At 41.0% G+C, this 15,460-nt stretch carries 13 protein-coding genes; 3 read left to right on the forward strand and 10 right to left on the reverse strand.

Going from position 1 to position 15,460, the window contains the following annotated elements:
- Positions 1–110: 110 nt before the first annotated feature.
- From rraB to MTN96_RS26430, 9 genes are all read right to left on the reverse strand, one after another.
- Complete coding sequence (gene rraB / locus MTN96_RS26390) at positions 111–446, reverse strand: ribonuclease E inhibitor RraB (protein ID WP_008110603.1); 336 nt, start codon at positions 444–446, stop codon at positions 111–113.
- Positions 446–1,159, reverse strand: a complete 714-nt coding sequence (locus MTN96_RS26395) for a 1-acylglycerol-3-phosphate O-acyltransferase (protein WP_036980160.1) — start codon at positions 1,157–1,159, stop codon at positions 446–448. The genes rraB and MTN96_RS26395 overlap by 1 nt, the downstream gene beginning before the upstream one ends.
- A 166-nt stretch (positions 1,160–1,325) precedes the next feature.
- On the reverse strand, positions 1,326–3,641 hold the full coding sequence (gene parC, locus MTN96_RS26400) for a DNA topoisomerase IV subunit A (protein ID WP_248533235.1): 2,316 nt from the start codon (positions 3,639–3,641) through the stop codon (positions 1,326–1,328).
- A 10-nt stretch (positions 3,642–3,651) separates the two neighbouring features.
- A complete protein-coding gene (locus MTN96_RS26405) occupies positions 3,652–4,746 on the reverse strand; it encodes a sorbosone dehydrogenase family protein (RefSeq protein WP_248533237.1) in 1,095 nt (364 codons plus the stop codon).
- A 27-nt stretch (positions 4,747–4,773) separates the two neighbouring features.
- Positions 4,774–6,663: a DNA topoisomerase IV subunit B gene (parE, locus tag MTN96_RS26410; RefSeq protein ID WP_248533239.1), complete on the reverse strand. Its 1,890-nt coding sequence runs from the start codon at positions 6,661–6,663 to the stop codon at positions 4,774–4,776.
- Positions 6,664–6,683: 20 nt separating this feature from the next.
- Complete coding sequence (locus tag MTN96_RS26415) at positions 6,684–7,247, reverse strand: YqiA/YcfP family alpha/beta fold hydrolase (RefSeq protein ID WP_008110593.1); 564 nt, start codon at positions 7,245–7,247, stop codon at positions 6,684–6,686.
- Positions 7,232–8,017 (reverse strand): metallophosphoesterase, encoded by a 786-nt coding sequence (locus tag MTN96_RS26420; protein ID WP_138626547.1) that lies wholly within the window; start codon positions 8,015–8,017, stop codon positions 7,232–7,234. Before MTN96_RS26420 ends, MTN96_RS26415 begins: the two co-directional genes overlap by 16 nt.
- Complete coding sequence (locus tag MTN96_RS26425; protein WP_138626548.1) at positions 8,004–8,462, reverse strand: DUF1249 domain-containing protein; 459 nt, start codon at positions 8,460–8,462, stop codon at positions 8,004–8,006. Before MTN96_RS26425 ends, MTN96_RS26420 begins: the two co-directional genes overlap by 14 nt.
- A 31-nt stretch (positions 8,463–8,493) precedes the next feature.
- Positions 8,494–9,120, reverse strand: a complete 627-nt coding sequence (locus MTN96_RS26430; protein ID WP_016900572.1) for an NUDIX domain-containing protein — start codon at positions 9,118–9,120, stop codon at positions 8,494–8,496.
- A 158-nt stretch (positions 9,121–9,278) separates the two neighbouring features.
- Here MTN96_RS26430 and tolC point away from each other — a divergent pair, with 158 nt between their 5' ends.
- The 3 genes from tolC to MTN96_RS26445 all read left to right on the forward strand — a co-directional run bounded on the left by tolC (position 9,279) and on the right by MTN96_RS26445 (position 12,543).
- Entirely contained in the window at positions 9,279–10,637 is a 1,359-nt protein-coding gene (tolC, locus tag MTN96_RS26435; protein WP_248533241.1) for an outer membrane channel protein TolC, read from the forward strand.
- Between the two features lie 372 nt (positions 10,638–11,009).
- Positions 11,010–11,933: an LpxL/LpxP family Kdo(2)-lipid IV(A) lauroyl/palmitoleoyl acyltransferase gene (lpxL, locus tag MTN96_RS26440; RefSeq protein ID WP_069439864.1), complete on the forward strand. Its 924-nt coding sequence runs from the start codon at positions 11,010–11,012 to the stop codon at positions 11,931–11,933.
- A gap of 37 nt (positions 11,934–11,970) precedes the next feature.
- The gene (locus tag MTN96_RS26445; RefSeq protein WP_036980177.1) at positions 11,971–12,543 is read left to right on the forward strand and encodes a toxin co-regulated pilus biosynthesis Q family protein; all 573 of its coding nucleotides are present in this window, start codon (positions 11,971–11,973) and stop codon (positions 12,541–12,543) included.
- Between the two features lie 64 nt (positions 12,544–12,607).
- Here MTN96_RS26445 and glnE read toward each other — a convergent pair whose 3' ends face one another.
- Positions 12,608–15,403, reverse strand: coding sequence for a bifunctional [glutamate--ammonia ligase]-adenylyl-L-tyrosine phosphorylase/[glutamate--ammonia-ligase] adenylyltransferase (gene glnE / locus MTN96_RS26450; protein ID WP_248533243.1), 2,796 nt, complete (start codon positions 15,401–15,403; stop codon positions 12,608–12,610).
- Positions 15,404–15,460: the final 57 nt, after the last annotated feature.

Genomic DNA, 15,460 nt, shown 5'->3' on the forward strand with positions numbered 1-15,460 from the left:
GGTGCTGGCAAAGACACAAAAATATCCGGTTAGATATAAACGAAAAAGCACCACTCGTTCTTAAACGAGTGGTGTTAAACATCATTGTTCGCCTTTTGCATTGGTAACCATTACTCTTGAAAGTAAGTGCCCCAACCATCGTATTCAACATCGCATTCAACAGCAAGTTGCGCGAGTTTATCAACGTCTTCCATTATCACGTCGACATCTAATTCGGCTTCAACAACAATGTCAAAACTCCAAATTTTTTCACCGTCTTCAAGCTCAAGTTCTGCTGGCTCTTCTACATCGTAACCTAGTTTAAACGCAGCCAATGCCGCTTGTTCTAACTTAGTAAAGTCTTCACATACAAAGTGGTGTTCTACTTCATAAAGAATTTCTGGATCAGACCCATCTTCAAGTAGTGAAGTTACGATGTCTTCACTTATTTCACGCCAGTTTTCCATTATTTCTCTCTCACTTGAGCATCTAATTCTGTTATTTTAGCAGCCATAATACTGTGCACACTTTTAGCATGTTCACGGGCACTGATACTGTTATCAAGTGCTATGGGGGCTAACATTTCAATGTAAATTGTACCATTATCCCAGCGATTTAGTTTAATGGTTTTATCGGTTGTGTTCATACATACTGGCACAACAGGCACCTCTGCACTCATTGCGGTATGAAATGCACCGGTTTTAAAGGGGAGTAAACCACGACCATAACTACGCGTCCCCTCAGGGAACATCCACACCGATAAACCTTTTTGTTTTATTTTAGCCGCTGCTTTTGAGATTGTGCCAGCAGCTTTTGAACGATTTGATCGGTCGATTAAAATATTACCCGACAACCAATAAAGCTGACCAAAAAATGGGATCCATTTAAGACTTTTTTTGCCAACGCTCACACAATTTTTTGGTACCATAGCTGGAATAGTAAATAAATCGTAGCTATTTTGATGATTCGCTACATACACAGCAGGCCCCACCTTAAGCGCATCAGGATGATATTTTAGTTCTAATTTAACCCCAAGCATTTTAGCCATTGAGCCAAACCAACTTGCAATAACGTGCACATTACTAGGATGAAATGGTCTAAAAATTGATAACAACAAACCAAAAAAACAACTTAATAATATAAACAACAGCATTATTAAAATACGTATAACAGCTAGCAAGTGCGCCTCTCCAATATAACCACAATCATATATTGCTTTATTATAACGTTATTTTGTTGCGCAGACGAGAAAATAGCGCACAAGCGTTCGCTGAAATAAAACAGTCATAAAAAAACGGCTTACCTAAGTAAGCCGTTATCTAGTTTAGTCTAATTTTCCGAGTGTTTTAACTTTGCTCAGTATCTGAATTTTGCTCAGTATCTGAATTTGGCTCATCAACTTGCTGCGGCGTCAACTCTACCACGGCTTCATCAACGCGCTGTAAACCACGAGGTAACTTGTTCCCTCTGCGGCCTCGATCGCCATGGTAATGCTCAAGGTCGCTTGGTTTAAGCGTCAATTTACGCTTACCTGCATGCAGCGTAACACTGCTCCCTTGCGGCACAACAGCTAATACTTTTACAAACTCTTCGCGCGCTTGTACTTTAGCGCCCGGAATAGAAATAATCTTATTGCCCTTGCCTTTACCTAGCTTAGGTAAATCACGCAGTGGGAATAACAACATTCGCCCCTCGTTAGAAATTGCCATACAGTAATCACTGGCAACGTTATTAACCCGTATTGGCGATAACAACACACCACCTTTTGGCACACTCACTAAGGCTTTACCGTTTTTGTTTTTACTGACTAAATCTTTAAAGTCAGTAATAAAGCCATAACCGGCATCAGAAGCCATTAGCAATACTTGAGCGTCTTCACCCATAACTACGTGCTCAAAGCTTGCGCCTGAGGTTAAGTTAAAGCGCCCTGTCATAGGCTCGCCTTGGCTTCTTGCAGAAGGAAGGCTATGGGCATCGGTCGCAAATGCACGCCCTGCTGAATCTAAAAATACTGCAGGTTGATTACTTTTACCTCGCGCTGATGCTTTATAGCCATCACCGGCGCGGTAATTTAACCCTTCTACATCTAAGTCATGCCCCTTACCAACACGTGCCCAGCCTTTCTCAGATAGAACAACAGTCACAGACTCTGAAGGGATTAAATCTTTTTCGCTCAGAGCTTTGGCTTCCACACGCTCAATAACAGGTGAGCGACGATCGTCACCATACATTTCTGCGGCTTCTTGAATTTCTTTTTTAAGCAACGTCGACATGCGACGGTCTGAGCCTAATGTTTGCTCTAATTTGTCACGCTCTTTGGCTAATTCGTCTTGCTCACCACGAATTTTAAACTCTTCAAGTTTTGCTAAATGGCGAAGTTTTAATTCTAAAATGGCTTCCGCTTGAATATCAGTTAACTCAAAGCGCTCCATCAATATTGGTTTAGGCTTATCTTCAGAGCGAATAATTTCTATAACTTCGTCAATATTTAAAAAGGCAGCAAGCAAGCCCTCTAAAATATGTAATCTTGCGAGTACTTTATCGAGTCGATATTGCAAACGACGACGCACTGTTTCACGTCTAAAAGTCAGCCATTCAGTTAAAATACTACGTAAGTCTTTAACTTGTGGACGGCCATCTAAGCCCAGCATGTTTAAGTTTACGCGGTAATTTTTTTCAAGATCGGTGGTGGCAAATAAGTGCGCCATTAATGGCTCAGCTTTAATTCGGTTTGAACGCGGCACAATCACAATACGGGTTGGATTTTCGTGATCAGACTCATCACGTAAGTCAGCCACCATTGGTAACTTTTTAGCGTTCATTTGCGCTGCAATTTGCTCAAGTACTTTTGCACCCGAACATTGGTGCGGTAACGCAGTAATAACGATATCGCCCTGCTCTTCACAATACACAGCGCGCATTTTAATTGAGCCACGACCGGTTTTATAAATTTTGTGAATATCAGCTTTAGGCGTAATTATTTCAGCATCAGTTGGATAATCAGGCGCATGCACTAAATCCAATAACTCTTCGAGTTCTGTTTTTGGTTTATCAAGTAATAAACAACAGGCACTGGCTACTTCACGCACATTATGCGGCGGTATATCGGTTGCCATACCCACAGCAATACCGGTGACACCATTAAGTAATATATGCGGTAAGCGCGATGGCAATACTAATGGTTCATCCATGGTGCCGTCGAAGTTTGGCGTCCAATCAACAGTCCCTTGGCCTAACTCTTTAAGTAATACTTCAGAGAATTTAGATAAACGCGCTTCGGTATAACGCATTGCCGCAAACGACTTCGGATCATCTGCTGCACCCCAGTTACCTTGACCATCAACTAACGGGTAGCGATAAGAAAACGGCTGCGCCATAAGTACCATGGCTTCATAACAGGCACTATCACCATGAGGATGGTATTTACCTAATACGTCACCCACGGTACGGGCTGATTTTTTGTATTTAGCACTTGCCGATAATCCCAACTCACTCATCGCATAAATAATACGACGTTGCACTGGTTTTAGGCCGTCACCAACGTGCGGTAAGGCACGATCCATGATCACGTACATTGAATAATTTAAATAGGCGTCTTCGGTAAAACGCCCCATTGTTTGCTGTTCAATTCCTTGCATTAGCAAGGTATCTGTATCACTCATTAAAGCTTACCTAGTTTTTCTTATAGCTTACGCGGTAAATTACGTTTGCGTAATCATCGCTTACCAATAGACTGCCATCATTTAATTGTGCAAATGCAACAGGGCGTCCAAATGTCGTTTCGTCTTGCATAAAGCCGGTGATCAGTGGCGTATACTTTGTTACCTTGGCATTTTCTATAGTTGCCACTGCCACTTTATAACCGACCTTTTTAGAGCGATTCCATGAACCGTGCTCAGCTACAAATAACTGTTGTTTATAGCTATCAGGGAACTGCTTGCCGGTATAAAAATGAATACCTAATGGCGCAACATGCGCACCTAATGCCAATGCAGGTTGAGTGTAGTCAGCAATGTTTTTGCCTTCACCAAACTCCGGATCAACAATAACGCCGCCATGCACGTATGGAAAACCAAAATGCTCTTCTTCTTTAGTGATGCGGTTTAGCTCATCGGGTGGAATATCATCCCCCATCATGTCACGGCCATTATCGCTAAACCATAGCATTTGCGTGCTAGGGTGAAAGTCAAAGCCTACAGTATTGCGCACACCTTTGGCTAAAGTGGTTATTTCTTTGGTGTCGGTGTTTAACGAAAAAATACGACCAAACCGAGGATCTTCCTCGCAAATATTACAGGGAACACCCACCGGAATAATCAGCTCGCCGTTTGGCGCAAAGCGTAAAAACTTCCAGCCATGGTGACGCTCTGACGGTAAATCGCTATAAAACACTTCATACTCAGGGTTTTTGAGGTGCTTATCGATATTTTTAAAACGAATAATACGGTGCACTTCACCGACATATAAGTCACCGTCTTTAATCGCTAAACCCGAGGGCATATTCAGTCCCTCTGCAATCACTATTTTTTTATCTGCCACACCATCGCTGTTATGATCAATCAATGCATACACATTACCCGCATTACGCGACCCTGCATACACTATACCTCGGCTTGATACTGCAATTTGCCTAGCATTTTCAACATCATCAGCAAATAAGCTTATTTCAAACCCTGGGGCAGCGGTCAGCTTGTCGAGAATATTTTTCGCCATCACTGGCGATGACATAAAGCAGAGTAACAACAGTGTGCTAAATAGTCTTTTCATTTGCCTCTCCTGTAGCCCAAAGGCTTATTAAACTTGTGCTTTGTTACCGTGATCTTCAAGCCATTGGCGGCGATCTGATGAACGCTTTTTAGCAAGTAACATATCCATCATTTCCATTGTTTGTTCTTCTTCATCAAGTGTTAGCTGCACTAATCGACGGGTATTTGGATCCATGGTTGTTTCACGCAATTGTAGCGGGTTCATTTCACCCAAGCCTTTAAAGCGTTGCACGTTTACCTTACCGCGTTTTTTCTCTGCTTCTATACGCGCTAAAATACCGGTTTTTTCATCTTCATCAAGCGCGTAATAAACATCTTTACCAATATCAATTCTAAACAGCGGTGGCATAGCAACATACACATGCCCAGTTTTTACCAATTGTGGGAAGTGGCGCACAAATAAGGCACACAATAAAGTGGCAATGTGCAGTCCATCCGAGTCAGCATCCGCTAATATACATATTTTATTGTAACGCAGCCCTGATAAATCACTTGAATCGGGGTCAATACCCAATGCCACTGAAATATCATGCACTTCTTGAGAGGCCAAAATTTGCCCTGATTCTACTTCCCAAGTATTTAAAATTTTACCTCTTAGTGGCATGATTGCTTGGAACTCACGATCTCGCGCTTGTTTAGCTGAGCCACCCGCTGAATCACCCTCTACTAAAAACAATTCTGTGCGGTCATTATCAGCAGCACTACAATCGGTCAGTTTGCCTGGTAATGCAGGGCCTGAAGTAACACGTTTACGAACTACTTTTTTAGCCGCGCGTAAGCGACGCTGTGCATTTGAAATACACAATTCAGAAAGTAACTCTGCAGTGTCAGTGTGCTCATTTAGCCATAAGCTAAAAGCATCTTTTACGACACCCGATACAAACGCAGCACATGAACGTGATGAGAGTTTTTCTTTGGTTTGCCCTGCAAATTGTGGGTCTTGCATTTTTACCGACAATACATAACTACAACGTTCCCAAATATCATCTGGGGTGAGCTTTACACCACGTGGTAATAAGTTTCTAAATTCACAAAATTCACGCATCGCCTCTAAAAGCCCTTGGCGCAGGCCATTTACGTGGGTGCCACCTTGTGCGGTAGGAATTAAGTTTACATAACTTTCGGCTGTTGACTCACCGCCTTCAGGCATCCATACAACGGCCCAATCAGCGCCTTCAATAGAACTTGAAAACTCACCTACAAATGGGTCTTTAGGCAGTATTTCATAGCCTTTAACTGCTTCTACTAAGTAATCTTTTAAGCCGGTTTCATAAAACCACTCTTGGGTTTCTTTCGTTTGTTTATTTACAAACTTAATACGCAAACCTGGGCATAGTACCGCTTTGGCTTTTAATAAATGGTTAAGCTTAGTCAGTGAAAAGTTAGCAGAATCAAAATAGCTGGTATCTGGCCAAAAGCGCACGGTAGTACCGGTATTGCGTTTACCCACTGAGCCAATAACATTTAAATCTTCAACTTTATCGCCATGCTCAAAAGCCATTCTAAATTGCTGTGCGTCACGGCGAACCGTTACTTCCACACGGGTAGATAGCGCATTAACGACCGAGATACCTACCCCATGCAAACCACCAGAGAACTGGTAATTTTTATTTGAAAATTTACCACCTGCGTGTAATTTGGTGAATATTAGTTCAACCCCAGGAATACCTTCTTCAGGGTGAATATCTATCGGCATCCCCCGACCATCATCGCTCACTTCAAGTGAGTTATCTTCATGCAAAATGACATCAATACGCTTCGCATGCCCGGCCATTGCTTCATCAACACTGTTATCAATAACCTCTTGGCCTAAATGATTGGGGCGCGATGTGTCTGTATACATGCCTGGGCGGCGTTTTACCGGCTCTAATCCATTAAGTACTTCAATGGCTTCGGCGTTATAATTTTGTTGAGTCATAGTTTTTATCTTTATATACGCTAATATCTGATTTTAAGAAAATCGACAATGCTTGAAAAAGCTCGCTCAAAGCCATTAAAGCTATGATCGCCGCCAAATTCAATTAACTGTTTACATTGTGAGTAATACTTTATTGCGTGCTGAAAATTTAACACTTCATCCCCTGTTTGCTGTAATAAATACAACAGTTCAGGGTGTTTTAACTCTGTCACCGTTAATGCTTTTAACGCATCTATATGACGAGATTGTAATTGGTAATTATAATCTTGATACGGATTATAATTAGGCCCAAGTATAGGCTCTAATAATGTATATGGGGCAACGGCAGGATTAATTACCACCGCAGGAATTTGATAACGCTGCGATAAATACGTGGCAAAAAAACCACCTAACGAGCTGCCCAATAATACGGTATTCGGTGTTAATAGTTGTTCAAGCGCTATAATCGCCTCTATAGGTTCATGATTTAAGCGTGGCACACAATAATCAACATCATAGTGTGCCATAAGCTCACCAAAGCGCACAGCTTTATATGATTTTTCAGAGCTATTAAAACCGTGAATATAGATTACTCGTTTAACCATACCACGTCCGTGCGTATATGCACCTTTTGTTGCTCAGCATTTAAGTGCAGCATACGATAAGCCGCCCCTTTATCTTCTTGCTGCCAAGTAGCACTGTGCTTTGTAAACTGCACGGAACTGGCCGGTGTCGCGTAAATATCAAGCTCTCTAAATTGCTGTTGGTAGTTATTGTGAACATGCCCATGAAACAGCGCATCAACGCGGCCATTATTAACTAATAAATTTAATAGCTGCGGCCCATTTTCTAGCATGTGTTTGTCTAGGTAGCCATTAATAGGCAGTGGGTTGTGATGACAAAATGCAATATGACGATTATCTGAATCGACTAAACACGCCATAATTTCCTCTAAATGCGAGGGCGTCACCCACCCAGCAGGGGTATTTCCTTTAGAATTAATTAATATCAGTTCAAACCCTTGCGCCACAATATGTTTAGCGCGTTGTATTTGCCCGCCACTAATTAAATTGAGCTGATCAATTTCATCATGATTGCCGGGAACCCAAAATACGGGGCAATCAAGGTCACTATTATGAATCAGTTCAGCAAATAATAAATAGGAATTAAAGCTGTGATCTTGGGTTAAATCGCCACCAAATATCAAGGCATCAGGCTGCTGTTTTGCTATATCTGAAAGTGCCCTAGTAAAATGATCTGCGGTGTTAACCCCAAAATACTCGCTCTGCTTATCGCTAAAAAGATGACAATCCGTTATATGGGCTATACGAAGCTGGGCTTGCTCAAAATAATACGTATCATCAAACCAAGCCATTATTTACATCCCAATTAAGTGTTGATTGACCTCGCTCTACACAGGCAACCAACCAATCATATAAAAAAGCATTCAACTGATATTTTTCATCTTTTTGATGCATCTTAGGATTAGGGTAGCCATAGGAAGGTTTGATTCGTTGGTGGTAATCATGGTGGACAATTTCGGCTACCTTAGCATCATTATATAAGCGCACTGTTAAATACAAAGGCGAAATATCACTTACCATTCCTGATAACTGTTTAATAGATATATCAAGGGTGTACTTGGCAATATCATCTATGTTGATGGCAAATTTACTGTGGCCCAGTTTGATTTCTCTGACACTGCCAATCGCTCGTTCACGAGGTAGTAATTTTAAAAGGCGTACGTAATTATGCTCACAAAGTGTTAAATACTTTGGAAGGCTTTGAATGTATCGATTAGTCGTTAAAAGTGCTGTCAAAATACCGCCATTACTATTAAAAAATTAAAAACTATGCCCACTTCTTACGTATTCTGTCGCGATTTAGTGCTAACCATTGCAAGCAAATTACCGTAGCCGCATTATCTATCTCGCCACGATTGAGTCGCTCAAATGCTTCATCTAAATCCATAATATGCGTTTTAATATCTTCACCTTCGGTGTCTAAGCCATATATACCGGTATTAATTTGGCTTAAGTCGGCGTGAGCTAAATATAAAAACAAACGCTCTGTAGTACCGCCGGGGCTTGAAAGGTAAGACAACATAAACTCAAGTTCTGTTAAATTAAGTCCCGCTTCTTCAAACGCTTCTTTTTTAACAACCGACTCGTAATCTTCACTGCCATCGGTCATGCCCGCTATACATTCTAACAGCCAAGGCGTGTGTTTGCTTTTAATTGCGCCAATTCGAATTTGTTCAATTAGCAGCACTTGCTCAGTTACTGGGTCATAAGGTAAAACTGCGACCGCATCTCCGCGTTCAAGAATTTCTCGACGAATTACCTCAGACTCTCCACCCGCAAATAAGGCATGCTTAAATTGATAAAGGTTTATTTTAAAAAAACCATCATACAAATTTTCAATTGGTTTTAATCTCACATCGTCATGGGTAAATTTAATACGACTTTTATTCGCCATCTATTCTTTCCTTTTTGAGGGTGCAAATACATCAACGTCATTTAGGTATATATTCTGTTACACTTGAGAACGCTGTTTTACTAATTTTTTTTTTAGTTATTAGTTAAAACAGGTTAACATGCTACTAGTACAAAAATTGTCTAAGGACCGAACATCACATGAAAAAGAACATCCTTGCTGCACTGGTTAGTTTATCATGCGCATTGGGCTCAACCGTAGCCAATGCAGAAGATTTACTTCAAGTTTTTGAAATCGCAACAGCCAACGATCCTACCGTTTTAAAAGCAAAAGCCCAAGCTGATGCACAATCATACCAAAGCGATCGCGCTATGAGCGCACTATTACCGCAAATTGGTTTAAGCATGAGTTATGAAAAAAGTGACTCGACCTCTTTTCAAAGCATAGGCGATTTATCAAACCAAGTTAAAGTCGAAAGTGAAACGGACCAATTCAGACGTGGTATTAGCTTAAGCCAAACGCTATTTGATTTGGGCGCGTGGAATTCACTCGGCATTGCTGACAAACAAGCACTGCAAGCTAGTGGCCAGTACGATTTTGCTAAACAAGATTTAATAGTACGTGTGGCTGAAGGCTATTTTAACGTATTAAGCGCTATTGATAACCTTGAATTTGTACAAGCTGAAAAACGTGCCATTGAGCGCCAACTTGAACAAACTAAACAACGTTACGCTGTAGGTTTAACGGCTATTACCGATGTACATGAAGCACAAGCACAATTTGATAACTCAGTAGCGCAAGAAATCATTGCTAATAATGCGGTAGAAACAGCCCGTGAGCAACTACGTGAGATCACTGGTAAGTACCACGCAAAGCTAGATATGTTAAACACCGAAACATTTTCTACGGTTAAGCCAAGTACGCCTGCAACTGATTTAGTTAAAATAGCGAAAGACAAAAACTTAAATCTGCAAGTATCAAAAATAACGGTTGATATAGCTAAAGAACAAATTGAACTCGCAAAAGCAGGTCATTACCCAAAACTAACGTTAAATGCTAGCTACGGCGACTCATTAACAGATAGTGAGTTAAATGGCGCTAGTTTTGACGACCAACCTCGTTCAGATTCAAGCACTATTGGACTAAACTTTAGCGTCCCACTTTACTCAGGTGGCGCAACGGTTGCTGCAACAGAGCAAGCACGCGCATTTTACGTTGCTGCTAGCCAAGATTTTGAAACCAATTATCGCGCAGTAACTCGCTCTGTTATTACTTCTTATAACCAAGTGGTATCTGATATTGCGACCTATAAAGCGCTTGAACAAGCGGTTATTTCAGCACAAAGCGCATTAAAAGCCACGGAAGCGGGTTTTGAAGTGGGTACACGTACCATTGTTGATGTGCTCGTCAGTACGCAAAACTTATACAACGCAAAGCGTAATCTTGCTGATGTGCGTTATCGCTATGTTGTGTCAACGCTTCGCTTAAAACAAGCGACAGGAACATTAAGCCGTGAAGATTTAGTGGGTATAAACCAAGGTTTAAATACTGTTAACTAAGCAGACGACTTCATTATAAATAATCACTAAAGCCAGCTTTTTGCTGGCTTTTTGTATTTTTTAACACATAGCGTTAAACTAGGGTCTGTTGACCTTTCAAGGTTAAATTTGCAGCAGCCTGTTTGGTATTTAGGCAAGGCAGAGCTTATGTGGTGTGGTTATTCCCCATAAATAGGCGATAACGTAGTATCAATGCCAAACAGGCGCTGCCAGAAGGGTTCTGCCTAGGGGCAATTAACTCTTTGTTGCTCGGTTTTTACTTAGCCCACTAGGTTACAAACCTCGCGCCGCGATTAAATTGCCCCTAGTTTGAACAAATATTAATCCGCAAAGGTCAACAGACCCTAGCCTTTTATTTTTAGAGAAATTTTTGTGGTTAACTCATCCCCTTTTAAAGCCTCTTTTTTAGGTCCTCGTTACTGGCTAACTTGGATTGGTGTCTTATTTTTATATCTCATTTCTTGGTTACCGCAAAAACTACAATTAGCTATGGGTAAGCAGCTAGGACGCTTGGTTCATAAATATATGAAGCGTAGAAGGCATATTGCTGAGGTTAATATTAAACGCTGTTTCCCCACAATGAGCGAAGCCGAGCAACAACAACTGGTACTTAAAAATATGGAAAATACCGGTATTGCCATGGTTGAAACCGGTATGGCTTGGTGGTGGCCACAATGGCGGGTCAAAAAAGTACTCGGGTCAATAAAAGGGCTTGAGCACTTTGAGCGCGTACAACAATCAGGAAAAGGTGTTTTATTACTTGTTCCACATATACTTCATCTTGAAATGACAAGTCGTGTAATGGGTTTGAAGTGCCAAGGTATTGGCTTTTACCGCCCGCATAACAATCCGCTTATGGAATACTTTACCACCAATGGGCGCCTGCGCTCTAATGAATACATGGTTGGTAAAAAGGACGTAAAAGGGCTATTAAAATCATTAAAAAATAAAAAGCTGTGTTATTACTTACCCGATCAGGATTATGGCCGTAACCGCTGTGAGTTTGTGCCTTTTTACGCAGTACCCGATACAGCAACCACCACTGGTACACTAATGTTTGCAGGTAGTAAAAACTGCGAAACAATGAGCTTAATTGCTTACAGGGATAACAACGGAAAGTATCACTTAGAAATCGTACCTGAGCTTGAAAATTTCCCAAGCGGCGATGATAAAGCCGATGTAACACGTGTTAATCAGCGCATGGAGCAATCAATAAATGCCGCCCCTGAACAATATATGTGGTTGCATAGACGTTTTAAAACACGACCCGATAAAGACGCCCCCTCTTTCTATTAAAGATGGGTTACTAAAATAACAAAGACGAGTGACAGCGATGTGGTTTTGGATTAGATATATACTTTTAGCTTTATTGTTAATTGGTGCAGCCATCTATTTTCTACTAAATGGTTCGTCGTCATTTAATTATCAACAAACCAATAACGCTGCGGCCGAAGGGTTATCGCGGTTTTATGCATCAATTCGAAATAGAGTTTCTGTCAATAAAGACAATCACAAATTTATAATTGAACTCGAAAAACCCGACCTTAGCCTTGATAGAGCGCTAAACCAACGCTCTTTTGTAGTAGAGCCTATGCCTTTAAATTGGAGCGGAGAAGTAGGCCCGCGTCGTTTTCAACGTGATTCAACCTTGCGTACTGTACTGACCCAATACGCTAATAACGAAGGTATTACTTTAATGTGGTACTTAGACAAAGATTACGTAATAAAAGATCACTTTCGTATAGATAGCAGTTTTAACTCCGCTTTATACCGCGTTAGCCGCTCTATTAATGATGACTTTTCAAATGAAGTGTATGCGTTTTTCTGCCCTGAACAACGTGCAGCGGTTATTACCGAGCTACCGTCTGAATTTGTACGCTCAAACTGTTTAAAGCTAAGCAATTAACTACATTGGGTTTAATTTTGTTGATATGCGCTCAAATATTGCTGAGCGCATAACATTAAATTGCTCAATCTAGCCCAAATATTGCCTTCCAAACAGTGCTAACATTATTGATATTTTCACTAAACTCTTCGCGTTTAACGCAGCGACCTTGCTGGTCTAAGCTCAATACATGATAGCGTGAGCGATAGTCTATATACGCTTTAATAAGCTGCTGTTTTTGAATATCGCTGATACAGCCAATTTTAGCCGCATCAGTTAAAATTCTCACATTGTCAGAATTATCGCATAAGTGGGTAAACTCATGGGCATGTTTTAATACCAAGTATTGCGTTATAAACTCAATATCGGTCATGGCACCTACATCTTGTTTTAAGTCAAATTGCTGCGCATTGCCTTTAGCCAAATGGGCACGCATTTTTTCGCGCATTTTAATCACGTCTGCCTTTAAAGTATCTTCATCACGTTGTTGGCACAATATCTCGGCGCGAATTTGTGCAAACCGTGTTACTAATTCAGCTTGGCCTAAAATCAGCCTGGCTCTAACCAGGGCTTGATGCTCCCATGTCCATGCTTGCGTTTGCTGATAATGATTAAAGCTTTCTAGGTTAATAGCTAATAGCCCTGATGCACCTTCTGGACGCAGACGAGTATCTAACTCATATAAAATACCTGAGGCGGTACGGGTATTAAATAAATGCATTAATCGTTGTGCGAGTTTTAAATAAAACTGCCTTGAGTCAATCGCTTTATCACCATTGGTGTAGCTTGTACCATCATGGTTATGCACAAAGACTAAATCGAGATCAGAGTCATAACCCACCTCAAAACCGCCAGTTTTACCATACGCAATAACCGCAAACCCCTTGTTTTCATCATCGGTGTTAGGTGGCATACCAAAGCGTTTTACGCAGTGGTACCACGCAATATTTACAGCCTGATCGACTATAGCTTCAGCCAATGCTGTTAAGTGATCGCTTACTTTCATTACATCAATAACGCCCGTCGCATCAGCTGCGGCAATGCGTAATTGATGGGTTTGCTTAAACTGACGCAGCGCTTCCATTTGCTGCTCTAAATCGTCATGTTCAATGCGTAAAAAATACTGCCTTATTTCATCTTTATACGCAGTTAATGGGGTTGGCTTGTAAAGCACAGCTGGGTCGATAAGTTCATCGAGCAAAATGGGGTATAATGAAATATGCTCCCCAATCCATTTACTGTGACAACAAAGTAAAACCAATTGTTTTAGCGTTCCTGGATTTTCATACAGCAACTCTAGATAAGCGGTGCGCGAAATAATTTTATTTAATATTTGGCATACCGTTGCAAAGGCGCTAGCACTGGCATTAAAGTCGTTTAACTGTTTAAGTAATGCCGGCATTAATTTATCAAGAATATCGCGCCCACGATTGCCGACTTTAGCTTTAGAAACTCGTTGTTTAAAGTCGTGTAATGGTGTTTGCCATTCATCTCTGAGCTCATTTAAAAAGCTAACATCGCCGTGATCCCAAGCACTAATAAACGCCCCTTCACAGGTATCAAGTGGTTCAGTTTCTTCGCCTATAACCTGTGTAAATTCATTATGTATTTGGCTCATCACATGTTCTATTTTCACAAGCGTTGCCGCAAAATCGGCCTGAGCGAGCAACACATTGAGTCGCTGTTGATTTAGCTCATCATCGGGCAGTGTTTGTGTTTGTTGATCATCAAATATTTGTAGGTATTGCTCTACTTTGCGTAAGTATAAGTAATTGCTTTTTAAATCTTTAGCTTCAAGCTCATCAATAACTTGGCTTAGTGTTAACTCTTTTAATGCCATTAATAAAGATTGCGTTTGTAAGTTTGCCTCTCTGCCACCTCGCACCATTTGCAAAGCCTGAACAATAAACTCCACTTCGCGAATGCCACCACCACCTAACTTAATATTATTGGTTAAGCGCTTACGACGCACCTCTTGGGCAATCATAAGCTTCATTTTTCTTAGCGACTCAATAACCGAAAAATCAATATAACGGCGATACACAAAAGGCTTTAATAACGTATTAAACTCCTGCCAATAAATGTTAGGCGTGCCAATTAAGCGCCCTTTTAACATCGCGTAGCGCTCCCAATCACGCCCTTGCTCTTGGTAGTAGTCTTCAATGGCATTAAAGCTCATTACCAACGGACCACTTTCCCCAAATGGTCGCAAACGCATATCTACACGAAAAACTTGGCCATCAACCGTACATTGATTAAGTGCTGTAATTAGCTTTTGGGCAACTTTAGTATAAAAGACAGGTGCTTCAAGCGAGCGACGCCCACCTTGGGTTTTAACATTGCGAGGATATGCAAAAATAAGATCGATATCAGATGAGTAATTGAGTTCTTGTCCACCTAGTTTACCCATTCCTAATACCATTAACGGTAACGGGTTGTTGTGCTCATCTAATGGCTCACCATTGGTTTTAGCGACATTTTTATAAGCCCATTGATTAGCACTGTCGATCAGTTTATTAGCAAGTTCACTAATATATTCAATACTATTTTCAATTGGGTTTTTGCAGCATAAATCTAAAAAAGCCACCTTTAACCAGTATTTTTCTCGGTATTGGCGCAGTAACTTATGGCACTCACTCTCTTCTATTTTAGTTATATCTAGCTGTGCAAAAGGGTCTAAAATTTCTCTATTTTTAATTTCGTGCTCACACAGTAACCAAGACAGTAGCGCAGGTTGAGAGCTTAAGCTGCGCCAAGCAAAATCACTTAACGCCAATAGCCGTATTATCTGCTGCTGGTTTTGTTGCTCTGGGTACAGCGCGGCAAAGCGTGTTTCACCGAGTTTTTGTAATTCAATAGGAAGCTGCGTGTCGTTACTCATCAATACCCTCTTTTATCTCACCAATAACCATACTAGAATGGTTAAAAACCTATCAAG

The sequence above is a fragment of the Pseudoalteromonas sp. 2CM28B genome, from assembly GCF_023161935.1.

Coding starts and splice junctions, on each gene's coding strand:
- parC (WP_248533235.1), bottom strand. CDS start 3,641: ATGAGTGATACAGATACCTTGCTAATGCAAGGAATTGAACAGCAAACA.
- glnE (WP_248533243.1), bottom strand. CDS start 15,403: ATGAGTAACGACACGCAGCTTCCTATTGAATTACAAAAACTCGGTGAA.
- tolC (WP_248533241.1), top strand. CDS start 9,279: ATGAAAAAGAACATCCTTGCTGCACTGGTTAGTTTATCATGCGCATTG.
- MTN96_RS26445 (WP_036980177.1), top strand. CDS start 11,971: ATGTGGTTTTGGATTAGATATATACTTTTAGCTTTATTGTTAATTGGT.
- parE (WP_248533239.1), bottom strand. CDS start 6,663: ATGACTCAACAAAATTATAACGCCGAAGCCATTGAAGTACTTAATGGA.
- MTN96_RS26405 (WP_248533237.1), bottom strand. CDS start 4,746: ATGAAAAGACTATTTAGCACACTGTTGTTACTCTGCTTTATGTCATCG.
- MTN96_RS26415 (WP_008110593.1), bottom strand. CDS start 7,247: ATGGTTAAACGAGTAATCTATATTCACGGTTTTAATAGCTCTGAAAAA.
- MTN96_RS26430 (WP_016900572.1), bottom strand. CDS start 9,120: ATGGCGAATAAAAGTCGTATTAAATTTACCCATGACGATGTGAGATTA.
- rraB (WP_008110603.1), bottom strand. CDS start 446: ATGGAAAACTGGCGTGAAATAAGTGAAGACATCGTAACTTCACTACTT.
- MTN96_RS26420 (WP_138626547.1), bottom strand. CDS start 8,017: ATGGCTTGGTTTGATGATACGTATTATTTTGAGCAAGCCCAGCTTCGT.